Below are 14,852 nucleotides of genomic sequence, written 5' to 3' on the forward strand. Positions count from 1 at the left end.
TGGGCTGGGCGCACATCCTGTTGACGGGCGAATATTTCTGGCCCATCGACGCAAACTCTTAGGGTGTCATTTCGCCCCGATCCGGAACCGACCCCCTATTGGCACTGCCAATACCCAGACGGAACCCGCCCATGCTTTTAAACGACGCTCAAGCCCAAGCGCTCTACAAAGCGATACAAGCCCTGAATGAAGGTGGCGGCCAGCTACTTACGGCTTCCTTTGACGCATTCGCCCTCGGTGAGGCAATCATTGATGTTTGCACCCACACTGATGATCGCATCGAACTTCGATCTGCTGACAATGCAGCTGAAGTACATGACGACCTATCCGCTTTCGCATTTGCCTATCGTTTGCAAGCGCTGTGAGTGCTCAGGCGAAAAATGACATTGATTTTGATTTCCGTTTTCTATCTATGAAATATTCGTACGGACCGTTGGGCTGAAACTTAACAGAAGACAATAGAAGAATACGCTTGGCCTATAGACGGGTCATCGCCCGATGACGGACCTTTTTGCTATTTCCAAGGCCTTCCGCGCATTGTTCTCAGCGGTCTCCTCGGTCGGCGCAGCCGACTGGATTGTGAGCCTGTCTCCGCCCTCCACGACAAAAATATTCACCCCCTTCAGGCCACCGACGTTCGGAAGGCGGATAAGTCGTCCAACTGCAGGGGAGACATCGACTTTCTCGATTTTAAACCCGATTTTTTCGGAACTGACGTCCAGCTCTGTGAGATAACCCTCGTCCGTTCTGTTTTCTTGCCCTTGCTCGTCGACATGGCGATCGATAGCGATCATCAAATGCTGGTCGTCATCTGTTCCGCAGCAGGACATCCGAAAGTTAGTCGGTTCTTCCGCATGATGCGCGGAGGCGTCGAAAATTGACCAGAACTCTTGCTTGATGGGCGTCAGCTCGTGAATTTTGAAACCGTCAGCCCGTGCTGGGACATCAATTCCAGCAAACGTAATCGCGATGATTAAAGCTATGAAAGATCTATTTTTCATTCAGAGCACCATTACATTAATTTAAGCGCTGGCCTGCTGCCGGTTTTTCGGACACCGAGTTAAGCTAATCCCACCTTGTTTTCAAATTCCATCGGGCTGAGATAGCCGAGTGTCGAATGCCGACGCTTCGGATTGTAGAAGCGCTCGATGTAGTCGAACACATCAGCTTTGGCATTGTCTCGGGTTCTGTAGACCTTGCGTGCCGTCCTTTCTGTTTTCAGTGAGGAGAAGAAGCTTTCCATCGCCGCATTGTCCCAGACATTTCCCGAGCGGCTCATTGAACATGTGATGCCGTGATCGGCCAAGAGGCTCTGGAACTGCTCGCTGGTATATTGGCTGCCTTGGTCGGAGTGATGCAGCAATGCATCCGGTTCGCCTCTGCGCCAGATGGCCATGATCAGGGCATCGGTCACGAGTTGTGAGGTCATGCTGGTGTTCATCGACCAGCCGACAACGCGGCGAGAGAATAGGTCGATGACGGCAGCCACATAGAGCCAGCCTTCTGCCGTCCAAAGGTAGGTAAAATCGGCCACCCACTTCTGGTTCGGCCTGTCCGCTGCAAACTGACGATCCAGAACATTCGGCATGATGACCGAGCGCTCACCGCCATCCTTCGGCGAGCCACGTCTTCTCGGCCTCGCTCTCAATGCATTTTCGTGCATGAGACGCTCGACACGATGCAGACCACAGGAAAGGCCTTCGGCAAGAAGATCATGCCAAACCCGCCGGGCACCGTAGGTGCGGTCACTGTCTTGGAAGCTGTCCTTGATCTTGTCGAGCAGAACCTCATCTTGCCTGGCATGTCGGCTCGGAGAACGGTTGAGCCAGGCATGGAAGCCGGAACGCGATACACCCAGCGCTTCGCAGAGCCATGCCACCGGCCAGATCGAACGGTGCTTTGCGATGAACGCGAACTTCATATCACGTCTTTCGCAAAGTAGGCGGAGGCCTTTTTTAAGATATCACGCTCCGCCTTCAGCTTGGCAACTTCCTTACGCAGCCTCTCGATTTCAAGCTGCTCGGGCTTCATCTGTCCGTGGCCAGGAAAAGCCTGCGCGGGGTCGGAACCATATTCCCTGACCCATTTGCGCAGGACATTCTCATGAACATCCAGATCACGGGCGGCCTGTGCAACACTGACGCCGCGCTCTCGTATCAATTTCACCGCTTCAAGCTTGTATTCGCGGCTGAACTTCCTTCGTTGCATTCATGCGCTCCAGTTTCATCGGCAGCACCTTAACTCGGTGTCCACGAAACCGGCAGCAGGCCACTGAACAGACGTTTCAACAGTGTCAGCCCAGGACGGAGCGCTCGCCGTTAGTAATATCGCAATCAGACAGGCAGTTGAGAAGGGGGGCTTCATAGTTTTTGGGCATTCCTAAATTTGAGTTTCCGAGAGCGGCGATGTGTAGCAAAAATTTCTGCAATCAATTCTGTGGTCCTGAAGGTGGAGCTTTATGCTCGTTGCGCGGCCACAAGGCGATGAACCAGAACAGCCCTGCGACAACGGCACTGTGAGCCGCCATCGCTGCAAAGCCAAGAATGATCGGCGAAGGGCGCCCGTGATATCCGCCATCAAGCGCGACCATCACACAGCACACGAATAACCCAAGTCCGGCACCGCCAAGGAGCACAGCCCTTAAGCTCAGCCACCCAAGATATCGGGCAACGAAGAATGCAGGTATTCCGAACATCAATGCGAGTGGATAGCTGAACATAATGATCGGGAAGCCGCGAAAGCCTCCCATGAGGATCATGTTCAATACGCCCGATGCAAGAGGTGACAAGGCAAATCCCAATATGATCCTTGCGATACCTGTCACGCGCCCACCCCGCAGCATTCGTCCAGCAGCGATCTGAAAGCCAGCAGGACCGTGACGCAAACGATCAGCATCCCGCCACTGGGAATGAACGAAAAAGATGTAGCCTGTCTCAGAATGCCCATTCCTATGCATACCAGGATTTGAACGCCAACGACCACAACTAGGATCGATCTGATGTCGCCACGCGTCATCTCAGACTGGACGATCGAAATGAGTCGATAATAGCCGTAGACGAAAAGCGGGATGAGGATGGCGGACAGTGCCAGAGCTGCCAGGTTCAGCAGCCAGGACGCGTCGGAAAACAACTCCGGGGCGAAGATCAGCGGGACGATGAACAAATAGCCGGCAACGGTACTGGCGAGAAATGGTGGCCAGAGCAGAACCGTCAGCGAAAGTGTTGGCGCTGCTTCACCACCCTTTCCTGATAACAGTGCGTTGGCGACAACGATCATCCAAACGGCCAGAAGGATGACAGGGGTGGCGATCAGCCAGTCCATGGCGGAAACCGCGCCAAAGCGCGTCAATTCGATTGACGTGTAGAGATCAAGCGGTAACGCGCAGAGAAGCGGAATCGCCAGAAGCAACCAGACGCCATTGCCCAAATTGGGGAAGCGCGCGATGTCGTTTAGCCAGATCAGCACTGCGGTAGTGCCGACGAATGATACGATCCCGATACTCGTCGCTCCAGGAGATCGATCCACGAGGTCCATGGCCGCCAGCGCGCTCATCATGCCGTATCCCTGGATGGCAGTAAAAAGGAGGACAATGGACTTGATGACTACGCTAATCCGAAAAACATTTCCCGAAAAGGCAATTTGACAACGCGCCAAAGAGGGAAAGACCAGTTTCGCAATTTCCACATGGGCAAGCACAGTGAAGAGGGGCATGATCCCAAGCGCGAAGATTGAGAAACGCGCCAGCGCTCCGTTAGGAGAGTAAATCGCCTGCTCGGCCAGTACAGACGTATCGATACCAGGCAAGGGGATTTGCGAGGCGACAAGAACGACGATGACTGCTGCTGTGACCGGTACAACTGATTGCCATAACAAGGTCGCCGATCTGTCTGGCGGTAGAGAATCAATACTCATACGGATGATCTTACTCAATACTCGCCACATCTCAAAATTAGCCAAAATGTGTGAAGAGCCAGACGGGCATTCTACGCCGATATCTGCTTTGCCGAGCCATATGTGCTGGATTATTGTTGAATATCCATTAACATCGTTCGGCAGAAATTGGCGTTTGTTTTTTCCAGATCCTCATCTTACTTTGGAGATCAGCGAATTTCGTCATGGATAGCGATTCAAGATATTGGAAGATCCTGCAATATTGGCCGCTTCAAAATGAAGGGTGGGACAAGTGATGGAAGAAAATGAATGTCGAAACTATTGAGACCTTTCGTTTCTCTGGCAGTTTTTGGCGTTCTTGCGATCACTCCAGTTTTGGCCCAGGAACAGCAGGAAAGTATCGTCTTATCCGTTTCACCGAAAATGGTGCGGTGGGCCGACGTCTATAAAGTACGACCGGAGCGAGCAGATGATCCTTATTATCATGTACGGGTCATTGAGCGGCAAAAGGACTGGAAAGTCTGGCAGTTCAATGAGCTGGTCTTTCATATGGCTGTAACCCCGAGAGCACTGCAGGCGAGCCGCATCGACAAGAAGGTGAAAATCTATAGCTACAAGGACATGGAGATTCGTAGCGCGTATCATCGGTGGTTGAATGAGCCGGCAACGCGGTCCGAAGTTCCCGTTTGCGATACGGACATTTTGAGCTGCATTAAAAAATCACCACCGCAATAAACGAGGAGCCGTCCATGCATGGTTTGATCTATGGCGGAGTTCTATCCGCATTGCTCTGCAGTGCGGCCACCGCCGCAGATACTGGCGGCGTTGCCTTTCAGAATAAACTGGCGGCATGCGTGACGGTCAAAGCCGCAGAAACTGAGACGAAAACGAACCTCATTTCAGTCAAAACCAGTTTTCAATTATTCAAGCCAATTGGTGACTGCGGATGTTTCTCTGCGCGGGTAGCCTATATGAGCAGCATCAATATAGGAGGCGTGCGAGAAGTATTGCAGCAAGGCGTCATCGTGATCAATAAGAATGCAACAAAGTCTCTTGTTCTTGCGAGCGAACCTGGACTGGCCGCCAATCGGGAAATCCAGATCCAGTTGACTTGCGCAAGTCCAACATAGGTCAAAGCTTTCGCCACTTACTTTCAATACTGCGCCGAAAAGGATCTGACGATGCTCAGAAAATTTGTTCTCCTGGCGATTTTTATAGCGACGACGTTTGGCGTTAGCGGGATGATCAATGGGTGGCCCAAAACTGCGATAGCTTGCGGCGTAATCGTATTGCTTCTGATGATAATCTTTTTTGTTTTCGAAAATTTAACAAGACGGCATTCGCATAACAACGAGGACTGACAATGGCATCATATAATTGCAAGGCGATTTCATGAGTGAACCGGATCGAACGCCAGCGCCATTGAAGTTACTTGAATGCCTTCAAACCATATTTCCAACGTTTGGAGATGGAGAGTTATTGGCAGAAATTGAAACCGGCGACGTCGAGCTGCACGGCGTCATGCGGCGTTTTACCGAGTATTTTGCCACGCAGTGGCTATGGACCTACAACAACGAACGTCCCAATATGGGCATCGGCGGCGTAACGCCCGCACAGAAACTGAAAATCGCCGCGTGAATTCTACTGACGGGCCCCGTTAAAAACGGGGGGATTACCGATGTATGTACGCCCGAAGATTTACCTGAGAAGTTCCGCCAGGATGTGATCAATAGGGCCGTTGCCATATGAGCCAAACGGAATTGCGTCTGTCCGATTACCTGGATCATATAAGAGAAGCCTGCCAGGAGGCCATCGATTTCACAGACGGCATGAAATTCGAAGACTTTACACTCGATATCAAGAACCAGCGGGCCGTCATGATGACTTTCATCATGATCGGAGAAGAGTATCCCGAGTTTATTGCCAGCCGCGCGGATATCCCATGGATTCAAATGCGCGGCATGCGCAACCGCGTAGCGCACGGTTATTTTGAACTGAATCTCGGCACGGTATGGAAATCGATCCATGTAGAATTGCCAGAACCTCTGGCCGCTTTTTCGAAATGATCAGCAACTGATAATGCGCGCCGCGCATCCAGCGAACTGATTTCAAGATAATAACGCATCGTGCTGACCTCAGACCTGCGCACGAAACCCTTCTGCTGAAACCGTCGGTAACTGAGAGGCCGCGTCCTTAAAGTGACGTAATTCTCCCCAGAGCTTCTGATCGCCGATAATATAAAACCGTCGCTTTGCCCGTGTGGTCGCAACATTGAGGATATTTGGCCTGGACGCCGCCCACCGAGCGGCTCCTGCGTGCTCGGCATCGGCTCCTAGCACCATCATCACCGTATCTTCTTCCTTGCCCTGAAACGTATGGACAGTTCCGACAAGAGCTTTCAGCCTCTCCGAGAATTTTCCGAGCTTACCACAACCTTCTCGTGTGACTGAAATGCATGCCGATCTGACCGCGTTTGCTTTTGCCTATGGTTTGCAAACACCATGACCGCATTCCTGTAGCGTAATCATCACTAAACCAGTGCATGCCACCTGCACGCGGGGACGGATTAGAATTTCTAGCTATGTGTGGTCCAGATTCGATGTTACTCTGCAAATGGCTGGAAAGCTCAGCTCCTCGAATTGCCCCCGTTCCCCAAAATAAAACACCCGCCGCAGGAGGAGCGACGGGTGTTTATGGAAAAGATCAGATTCTGCGAGGAGGACGTCTGATCTTTGATCGCTGGGGAATTGGGAGGAACGGAACAACCGGTCACGGATTTCGCCGCGCTTGTCTGATTGCTCCTTTCGTAATCAGGCAATCGCTTCCAGACCTTTCCTCTGAACAACTGTCAGCAACCGCAGCGCCGGTCCGCCGGGCTTCTTCACCCCACGCTCCCAATCTGATACCAGCCCCTTGCTCACATTAAGGTAGCGGGCAAAGACGGGCTGTGATATATGTTCACGTTCGCGAATAGAGCGGATTTCATCCGGGGTCAGAGGCTCAATCGCGGTCAGGCAAGCATCATCAAATTCCCGCATGGTCTGCTTGTTGATCGCGCCGACCTCAAACAGGCCCTCCATAGTTTCATGGATGGCTGCCATTGCTTCGCTCTTATACTTCTTCACCATCGTCAACCTCCGAAAAGCGCCCTCTTGCAACCAGCAACGCCATTTGCTCTTCTGATAGCGCAAGGAGTTCCCTCGCCATCCTTTTGAATTGGACTTCTTCATCGTCTTCAATGTTGGCCTGCTCACTTTTTGCAAAGCCGAACACAAAGAATGCCCGCCGCTCCTGCCTATATAGGACGATCGTGCGGAAACCGCCCGACTTCCCCCTGTCCTGCCCGAGCGACTCTTTGCTTGATGACACCGCCACCGAGATCGGCGTCAATCTGGCCACGCTCGGCACGGCGTACCGCGTCTATCAAGGCGGAATCGGTGATCCTCTGCTTTCGCGCGTAACGCTCGAACCAAGTGTTCTTAAAAATCCGCACCGTCATCTACCTTAACTATATATAACACTAAGCGTAACACTTCAAGGGTTGGTGCTGCTCATGGACGGCCTCCATTTGCTTTCATTCCTGAAAACAGAAGCTGGCTGATTGAAAAACTCCCTCCCCTTGCCTTCTGCGTCAAAGATCGCAAATAGCCGCCAGGCGAATTGATGGTCGCTAGTTTTTGAAGAATCCAGGCAATGGCCGTTGATGCGGCTTCCGCTCCCATGAAGCACATAGCTTCGCGGTAGGCGGATTGGCTTATGCCAAGGAAGCCGGAAACGATCCGTGAAGCATCATGAAGCTCTCGCCATGTCCTGACCCCATTTGCTCCATATTCGCGGATATCCGGGCAAGTTCGCAGGACCTGATCGAGCGAGATGGTAGGGGAAAGCTGGATACTGCTTTTGCTTTCGGGGATCGAAGGAACTGTTCTTTCCGAAGATGGCGCTTTCAAATCAATCTTTTTGCTATTTTGAGATTCAAAGAGGGATTCTGCTAGAGATTCATTATGCTGTCGCTCAGATTGAGCGGCGCTGCCGCTCATTTCCGGAACAATCTCCATACTTTTCAAAGCGATAGCCAATTCATCACAAATGGCTTCCAGATTGGCCTTGATAATTGTCAACTCATCGAGGGATGCCCGACGAGGAATAGCGTCCACGACACTACGAAAGCGAACGAACAGCCCTTCGAGACTTTCACAAAGGCTACTAGTTTCATCGATGTTGTCTGAAAAAGCCAAAGCAATCTCTCTTCGCATGACGGACACTTCATCGCGAAGTCGTTTCAGAGCTTTTTGCTCCGCAAGGATCTTATCAGCAATACTGGCAATCTCAGACGCGCGATCAAGCAATGGCGCAAAGGAAAAGCCAAAGGCAAGTTCAATCCTCCCGTCGTTGTCCTTATGCGCGTAGCGTTTGCGGGTCGGACTGTCCTTGCGCACTATAATCCGGGCCTCAACCAGTGAAGCCAGATGGCGGCGCAACGTTGATTCTGGCATGCCATGGGCGCGCAGAGAAAGCTGGCGATTGGATGGGAAAACAACGAGGCCGTTTTTCTCATTGATCTCGTCTTCCGGCAGAAAAGACAAAAGCGAACTGAGCACGGCGAGACAGCGATCATTGAGATTAAGCGCAGACTTGGCCACACAGAGTTGTTTGTAGATCACCCATCTGTTTACCCCCCTGCCCTGCGTTGTCGGCAGTTCAGAATTCTGGGCAAACTTCCTCATTCGCCCATAAAGTGTGGACGTGACAGTCTCCAATATTTGCATTTCCTCTTACCTTTCAAAAGGCAAAAGAAATCCGCCCGCCAAAATGACGCTTACGACTCTTGACACTGATTCATGGAAATGCGATTCTCTGATTACCACATCCGAGAGAGGCTTCCACGACGGTGACGTTTTGGGGGCCTTTTTCTTTTGGTCGTTATCCTTCTTTCCTGTCTATTAGATACTGCGCATGCAACTCCGGCATTCGTTCCGCAAGATAGTCAAGAAAACCTTGAGGAACATTCTTCTGAAAACTCACCCGTGAACCGCCCTTGGACTGGGCAATTGTTGCCAGCAATTTACCGTTTGCGTGGATTTCACGCTGAACGATAGCTTCCTGCTTTGCTTGCTTCACCTCAGGTTGTTTCAATGCAGCGACAGCGGCCTGAAACCGATCCGATGGCGCGCCAGCCAATGCCTGTTCAATTAGACGGTGGGCATCGGACCGCACGTTCCAAAGTTGGCAAAACTCTAGCCAACGTCTGCGTCCGGTATCTGGGGCCCTTCCGATGAGAAGCAATGCAGATTTTGGAACGGTAGTCGTGATGCGTAGCATCTCAGACAGATGAGACTTTGTCGTTGACAACGAGGCGCAAATGACATCACGGCGAAAGCCTGCTGCTTCCTGTTCATGCGCAAAAAGACACTTTTCCAGGAAGGTAAGATCTTCACGATTGGTGTTCTCTTCGCCTTGATAGACTATTGCCTGCTCGTCAGTGAGTTCCTTGACAACTGCCCGGAATGGCAGTCCAAGTTGCTTTGCAGCATTCCAACGACGACGGCCAAACACGATCTGATAATGGTGCATTCCATTGTCCAATGGTCGGACTAGACCAGGAACGATCTGTCCTCGTTCTCGCATTGAATCAACTATCTCTGCTATCGCGGACTCTTCATAAGAGCCATCAAAACGATCTTGAATAGGGGATGGGGCAATATCATTGACATCGATGTCAATGATGCGATCGCCCTCCTTCAGAATTTTCGCGAACGTTTCCTCACGTTCGTGAAGCTGGCGAAGTCCTGCCGCCACTTTTCGAAGATGAGGCGACGGCGAAGCTGCTGGTGCTACCTCGCCTGTTTGCTCCTGCGGATTCACAAGGTTCGCGAAGATCGATTTGGAATCTTTCCGGCTCATTCTCTGCCCCATGCTGACCAAAGCAGCTTTTCAATTTCGTTATTCACAGCGTTGAGGGATTCCATCGCCCTGTCATACGTTTTGGGTGCGGAAAAACGTGAACGCTGTACTTCATAGAGGCTTTGCTTCCATGTAAGTGCATCAGCTACCGCTGTCGATTTCATTACCATATTCAGCAACAGGTCTTCGCCGAAAACTTGGCGCATAAGAGCGGTCATATTGGCCTGCGGGTGATCGTTTGCTTCGAATTTGGTGATGATAAATTTGGCAAAATCCCAATCAACTTCGGCTCCAGCATCATTCAAAACCTGCATATACGATGCAGCGAGCTCAAGAAACTTTCCAGTAGCGTCAACATCGAGCATATGAGCAGGCACAGGAATTATCACTCCCGTTGCAGCCGTAAGCGATGCGAGCGTCAAGAAGTTTAGTGACGGCGCTGAATCCATCAGGATGACATCATAGTCGTCTGAGACCTGATCCAACGCTTGGGACACACGAAGGAGGAAGTTGGTGCCGCTTTTGCGCATCTGAAGTGCCACGGCAGTTTCAAACTCTGTCAGTTCCAGTCCCGCGCAAATTACATCAAGGCCCGGAATATGCGTCTGATGGATTAATTCTTTCGTGGGCCGAGGATTTTCAAACTGAATTGCTGCGTAAAGTGTATCATCTACGCGCGGATCAAAATTGGGTAGCGTTCCATGTAAGCTGGTTAAGGATGCCTGCGGGTCGAGATCAACAGCAAGGACGCGATAGCCTTTTAATGCGAGATAGTGCGCTAAATGAATCGTCGTCGACGTCTTGCTCGAACCGCCCTTAAAATTTGTAACTGCAATTACATGGCAGGCTTCGTCACCGGCGCGTCGCGGATTCATCCATTTCTTACGTCCCTTGGAGGCAAGCATCATTCTGAGTTCAAGAACTTGTTCCAACGTATAAAAGCGACGTCCATTGGACGTTACCTCTGGCGTCGGACCGATATCTTTCTGAACGACTTGGCGGATATAAGCTTCCGAAACATCTAGCAATGTCGCAACTTCCGTCGAAGAAAACTTTCGCATTTCCCGACGCGCATCTGGTGGATACTGAGCGATTGAAAGGTTCTGCAAAGCGCTTTCGAGCTTGCCCGAAAAATCCTGCATAAACTGAAGACTGCTCAGGTGGCGATTCACGATTTTATCCTCATTGAGTTGGAACATATTAGACGCCACTAGAGTTAACGAATGGTAAAACCAGATGTAGTTTCGCAAAAAAACAAAAGTACGAACTTTTTGCGCAACTTCAAACTAGTCCGATTCGGGGTGATCGGAAAAGGAAAAGTTCCCCGCGGGGAACTTTTCAAAGATTCCCAGTTCTGAGACCTCGTGAAGTCTGCGGCAATGATGTCTGGTCCCGCTTGATACCCTAAATGCTAATAGTTCCCCGCGGGGAACTTTATTCTAGATATTAGAAGTTTGAGGTTCTACCCCTCCCCTCTTGGCAGTCCCCATTTTTTCAGGGCGATACAGAGAAAAGATTTAACATTAGGAATCCATGCGGGCTTAATACATATCATTGTATGGCTTTTTAGTTTCGCCGATGAACTTTGCCAGCTCAGAAATCGCGCTGGATCGCTGGGTGGTTTCCTTGTTTGCGATTGGAGGGAGTAAGGTCTTCCACAAAGGGATTGTCGCCTAGGGGTGATAGCCTCCGCCTACTTAAGCGCTCTTCCTATTCTCACCTGAGAAAGGACGTCTTTTCGATAAGAGCGTTAGTAATGGCACTAATTGCGGGGCAAAGACCTTCGATCTGCAAGTTGGCTACGTTCACGTTAGCCTCTTGTCGCTACTGATGGCTTTAACGCCGTGGTGCAGTCTTTTGAGAAATCGACCTTCTAAGTTGATTTTTAACGCTGCCCACTTTTGTCCCCAAAGTCCCAGTCCGTTGAAGTGACCTGAAATAATCTTGACCGACTGGATGGTAATCGTTCACATGGCTCCGGATTGCGGGCAGCTATTGGAATGTTCCTTGTAGATTGGCGCCAAGGCCAAAGGAAATAATCATGCATGAAATCATTTGTCCTCATTGCAATAAGGCATTTAAGATTGATGAAGCTGGGTATGCGGATATCCTGAAACAGGTTCGAGATAGTGATTTCGAGAAGCAACTGCATGAGCGGCTGGAGTTGGCCGAGCAGGACAAGCGGAACGCCGTTGAACTGGCTCAGGCCAAGGTCGCCAGTGAATTGCAGAAGGCTGCCGCAGCCAAGGACTTTGAAATCCAGGAATTGAAGGCCAGACTTGAATCTGGTGAAGTCGCGCAGAAACTCGCAGTCGCCGAGGCTTTGAGTGCCATCGAAAAACAACGTGATGCTCTTGAGCACGAGCTTGAAAACGCCAGGCGCGAGCAGGGGACTGTGTCAAAACTGGCCGAGGCGAAGCTCTTTTCCGAATTGCAGAAAGCAGCCTTCGCCAAGGATGCGGAGATCCAGAGCCTGAAAGCCAAACTCGATGCGGGTGAACTTGCACAGAAGCTCGCCCTCACCGAAGCTGTCAGCGGGGTCGAGAAAGAGCGAGACGAACTGAAGAATGGACTTGCCCGGATCTCACTTGAAAAGCAGCTTGCCGAAACCGCCCTTAAAGACAAGTACGAAACGCAGCTCAAGGATCGTGACGACGCAATCGAACGTCTGAGAGATATGAAGGCGAGGCTATCGACAAAAATGATCGGCGAGACGCTGGAACAACACTGCGCAACCGAGTTCGACCGCATTCGTGCTACCGCTTTCCCGCGTGCTTATTTCGAAAAGGACAATGACGCGCGCAACGGTAGCAAAGGTGACTTCGTCTTTCGCGACATGGACGACGCCGGTTCTGAAATCGTTTCGATCATGTTTGAGATGAAGAACGAGAACGAGGTGACGGCTACCAGGAAGAAGAACGAGGACTTCCTCAAAGAGCTCGACAAGGACCGTACTGAGAAAGACTGCGAATACGCTGTGCTGGTCTCCCTGCTTGAGCCGGAGAGTGAACTGTATAATAGCGGGATCGTTGACGTATTCCATCGCTATCCGAAAATGTACGTCGTCCGGCCGCAGTTCTTCATCCCGATCATCACGCTGTTGCGCAATGCGGCGATGAACTCGCTCAAGTACAAGACAGAGCTGGCGTTGGTGAAGGCCCAAAACGTCGACATCACCAATTTCGAATCCCAGCTTGATGATTTCAAAGTTGCCTTCGGACGCAACTGGCGCCTGGCTTCAGATGGCTTTGAGGAGGCAGTTAAAAGGATCGATGAAGCCATCAAGGATCTGGAGAAAACGAAAGACGCGCTTCACAAGTCGGCCAATAACCTGCGACTTGCAAACGACAAGGCGGAGGACCTGACGGTCAAGCGGCTCACGCGCGGTAACCCGACGATGGCTGCCAAATTTGCCGAACTCAAGCAGGGCATGTCCGATTCTGAATGAGGCAAGCAGACTTCAGCCCGGATGTGGCGCGAGACGGATTGGGCGCTGCGGTCACTGTGAGGGGCGATACTCGCCCTATAACTCTGCGTTAGGCGCAACAATAATTGCGCATAGACTTGTTTTTTGCGCATACAGCCCGCATTCTTGCGTCTATATCCTATGCGCAAGAACGGCAAGATCGGCATGACGAACCAAATTCCGGACGACGCCCTGACAATGATTGAGGAAATTGTCGGCCGACATGACCGTGCGATTGCGGCATCAGAGGTTCTTAGTGCCCTGCCATCACCTGTTCCTCAACGAACGTTGCAGTATCGTCTGAAGCGACTGGTTTCTGATAAGCGACTCATCAAGGAAGGCGAAGGTCGGTGGGCGAAATACCGCCTGCCTGACATTACGCCCGTCACTGCGTCACCCGGCGAAGATCAATCATTCGCCATTACGCTTTCCGATGCGGCCAAATCCGTGCGTGATTATGTCCGGCAGCCGCCCGAGCAACGCACGCCTGTTGGCTATAATCGCGACTTCCTCGATCATTACCGCCCAAACGTCACCTTCTATCTGACCGAAGCGGAGCGTGCTCACCTGATGTCCGTTGGGCAGCCGCAATTTGCGGAGCAGCCGGCGGGAACCTACGCCAGGCATATTCTCGGCAGGCTTCTCATTGATCTCGCCTGGAATTCCAGCCGCCTTGAAGGCAATACCTATTCGCTTCTCGACACCAGGCGCCTCATTGAGTTCGGCAAGGAAGCCGATGGGCGTGCTCATCTCGAAGCCCAGATGATCCTCAACCACAAGGATGCGATTGAATTTCTGGTCAGTGCGGCTGATGAGATCGGCTTCAACCGTTACACGATCCTTAATCTGCACGGACTTCTGGCAAATAACCTGCTGCCCGATCCTTCCGCTGCCGGCAGGTTGCGATACATTGCCGTTGGAATCGAACGCTCGGCTTTCCATCCTCTGGAAGTTCCCCAATTCATCGAAGAATTTTTTAATCAGATTCTGGCCACAGCGGCAGCCATCATCGACCCGTTCGAACAGGCATTCTTTGTCATGGTCCAGTTGCCCTATCTTCAACCCTTCGATGATGTGAACAAACGTGTATCCCGCCTTGCCGCGAATATCCCGTTTATCAAAAATAATCTCTCGCCGCTTTCCTTCGCTGAAGTGCCGCGGCTGGCCTATACCGAAGCGGTGCTGGGCGTTTATGAACTGAACCGGGTTGACCTCCTCAAGGATCTGTTTCTATGGGCCTATGAACGTTCAGCGGCCCGTTACGCTGCCGCCCGCCAGTCGCTGGGCGAACCCGATCCATTCAGGCTTCGCTATCGAGATGAACTGCGTGAACTTGTTGCTGCTCTTGTTCGGGGCAACCTCAAACGTCAGGAAGCGGCGTTACGCATCGTTGTCTGGGCGGCAGAACGGATTGTCCCGGCGGACCGCGAACGTTTCATCGAGATTGCTGAAGCCGAACTGACAGGGCTGCACGAAGGTAATTTCGCTCGTTACCAGATCCGCCCTTCGGAATTTGCAACCTGGCGCAAAGCTTGGGATTTGAAATAACAATAACGGCTAGGTGCCGGCGCGAACCAAGCTGCCGATCGCG

15 protein-coding genes and 3 pseudogenes are annotated in these 14,852 nt (G+C 51.6%); 7 read left to right on the plus strand and 11 right to left on the minus strand.

Annotated features, from left to right (window positions below; all coding sequences use genetic code 11):
* Window positions 1–131: 131 nt before the first annotated feature.
* The gene (locus tag FHS76_RS21370) at window positions 132–365 is read left to right on the plus strand and encodes a hypothetical protein (protein WP_235992833.1); all 234 of its coding nucleotides are present in this window, start codon (window positions 132–134) and stop codon (window positions 363–365) included.
* A 123-nt stretch (window positions 366–488) separates the two neighbouring features.
* Here FHS76_RS21370 and FHS76_RS21375 read toward each other — a convergent pair whose 3' ends face one another.
* The 4 genes from FHS76_RS21375 to FHS76_RS21390 form a co-directional block, all read right to left on the minus strand.
* On the minus strand, window positions 489–1,001 hold the full coding sequence (locus FHS76_RS21375; RefSeq protein WP_183658024.1) for a hypothetical protein: 513 nt from the start codon (window positions 999–1,001) through the stop codon (window positions 489–491).
* Between the two features lie 59 nt (window positions 1,002–1,060).
* Window positions 1,061–2,208, minus strand: a protein-coding gene (locus tag FHS76_RS21380; RefSeq protein WP_183658027.1) for an IS3 family transposase whose coding sequence is annotated in 2 segments (ribosomal slippage) — window positions 1,061–1,962 and window positions 1,962–2,208 — 1,149 coding nt in all. Because the reading frame shifts where the segments join, the coding sequence is not laid out codon by codon here.
* Window positions 2,209–2,428: 220 nt separating this feature from the next.
* A complete protein-coding gene (locus FHS76_RS21385) occupies window positions 2,429–2,824 on the minus strand; it encodes a hypothetical protein (RefSeq protein WP_328700559.1) in 396 nt (131 codons plus the stop codon).
* Complete coding sequence (locus FHS76_RS21390) at window positions 2,821–3,930, minus strand: preprotein translocase subunit SecY (protein WP_235992835.1); 1,110 nt, start codon at window positions 3,928–3,930, stop codon at window positions 2,821–2,823. The genes FHS76_RS21385 and FHS76_RS21390 overlap by 4 nt, the downstream gene beginning before the upstream one ends.
* A 270-nt stretch (window positions 3,931–4,200) precedes the next feature.
* Between FHS76_RS21390 and FHS76_RS21395 the strand changes: the two genes are divergently transcribed.
* The 4 genes from FHS76_RS21395 to FHS76_RS21410 all read left to right on the plus strand — a co-directional run bounded on the left by FHS76_RS21395 (window position 4,201) and on the right by FHS76_RS21410 (window position 5,957).
* Window positions 4,201–4,626: a DUF5086 family protein gene (locus tag FHS76_RS21395; protein ID WP_183658031.1), complete on the plus strand. Its 426-nt coding sequence runs from the start codon at window positions 4,201–4,203 to the stop codon at window positions 4,624–4,626.
* Window positions 4,627–4,640: 14 nt separating this feature from the next.
* Window positions 4,641–5,021: a DUF2195 family protein gene (locus tag FHS76_RS21400; protein WP_183658033.1), complete on the plus strand. Its 381-nt coding sequence runs from the start codon at window positions 4,641–4,643 to the stop codon at window positions 5,019–5,021.
* Window positions 5,022–5,283: 262 nt separating this feature from the next.
* The gene (locus FHS76_RS21405) at window positions 5,284–5,529 is read left to right on the plus strand and encodes a hypothetical protein (protein WP_183658116.1); all 246 of its coding nucleotides are present in this window, start codon (window positions 5,284–5,286) and stop codon (window positions 5,527–5,529) included.
* Window positions 5,530–5,636: 107 nt separating this feature from the next.
* Window positions 5,637–5,957 (plus strand): HepT-like ribonuclease domain-containing protein, encoded by a 321-nt coding sequence (locus FHS76_RS21410; protein ID WP_183658036.1) that lies wholly within the window; start codon window positions 5,637–5,639, stop codon window positions 5,955–5,957.
* 69 nt (window positions 5,958–6,026) lie between these two features.
* Here FHS76_RS21410 and FHS76_RS21415 read toward each other — a convergent pair.
* From FHS76_RS21415 to FHS76_RS22950, 7 genes and pseudogenes are all read right to left on the minus strand, one after another.
* Window positions 6,027–6,308 (minus strand): annotated as a pseudogene (locus FHS76_RS21415) (AAA domain-containing protein); the annotation flags it as partial.
* Window positions 6,309–6,701: 393 nt separating this feature from the next.
* Complete coding sequence (locus FHS76_RS21420) at window positions 6,702–7,019, minus strand: helix-turn-helix domain-containing protein (protein WP_183658039.1); 318 nt, start codon at window positions 7,017–7,019, stop codon at window positions 6,702–6,704.
* A pseudogene (locus tag FHS76_RS21425) lies at window positions 7,003–7,390 on the minus strand (type II toxin-antitoxin system RelE/ParE family toxin). Before FHS76_RS21425 ends, FHS76_RS21420 begins: the two are co-directional and overlap by 17 nt.
* A gap of 52 nt (window positions 7,391–7,442) precedes the next feature.
* The gene (repC, locus tag FHS76_RS21430) at window positions 7,443–8,660 is read right to left on the minus strand and encodes a plasmid replication protein RepC (RefSeq protein WP_183658042.1); all 1,218 of its coding nucleotides are present in this window, start codon (window positions 8,658–8,660) and stop codon (window positions 7,443–7,445) included.
* A gap of 154 nt (window positions 8,661–8,814) precedes the next feature.
* Entirely contained in the window at window positions 8,815–9,795 is a 981-nt protein-coding gene (repB, locus tag FHS76_RS21435) for a plasmid partitioning protein RepB (protein WP_183658045.1), read from the minus strand.
* Window positions 9,792–10,967: a plasmid partitioning protein RepA gene (repA, locus tag FHS76_RS21440; RefSeq protein WP_183658111.1), complete on the minus strand. Its 1,176-nt coding sequence runs from the start codon at window positions 10,965–10,967 to the stop codon at window positions 9,792–9,794. Before repA ends, repB begins: the two co-directional genes overlap by 4 nt.
* A gap of 369 nt (window positions 10,968–11,336) precedes the next feature.
* Window positions 11,337–11,604: pseudogene (locus FHS76_RS22950) on the minus strand (hypothetical protein).
* Window positions 11,605–11,836: 232 nt separating this feature from the next.
* Between FHS76_RS22950 and FHS76_RS21445 the strand changes: the two are divergent.
* The gene (locus tag FHS76_RS21445; RefSeq protein ID WP_183658048.1) at window positions 11,837–13,243 is read left to right on the plus strand and encodes a DUF2130 domain-containing protein; all 1,407 of its coding nucleotides are present in this window, start codon (window positions 11,837–11,839) and stop codon (window positions 13,241–13,243) included.
* Window positions 13,244–13,402: 159 nt separating this feature from the next.
* Window positions 13,403–14,809, plus strand: coding sequence for a Fic family protein (locus tag FHS76_RS21450; RefSeq protein ID WP_210306199.1), 1,407 nt, complete (start codon window positions 13,403–13,405; stop codon window positions 14,807–14,809).
* Window positions 14,810–14,852: the final 43 nt, after the last annotated feature.

This window comes from Brucella daejeonensis (genome assembly GCF_014199265.1).
GTDB classification, from domain to species: Bacteria; Pseudomonadota; Alphaproteobacteria; order Rhizobiales; family Rhizobiaceae; genus Brucella; species Brucella daejeonensis.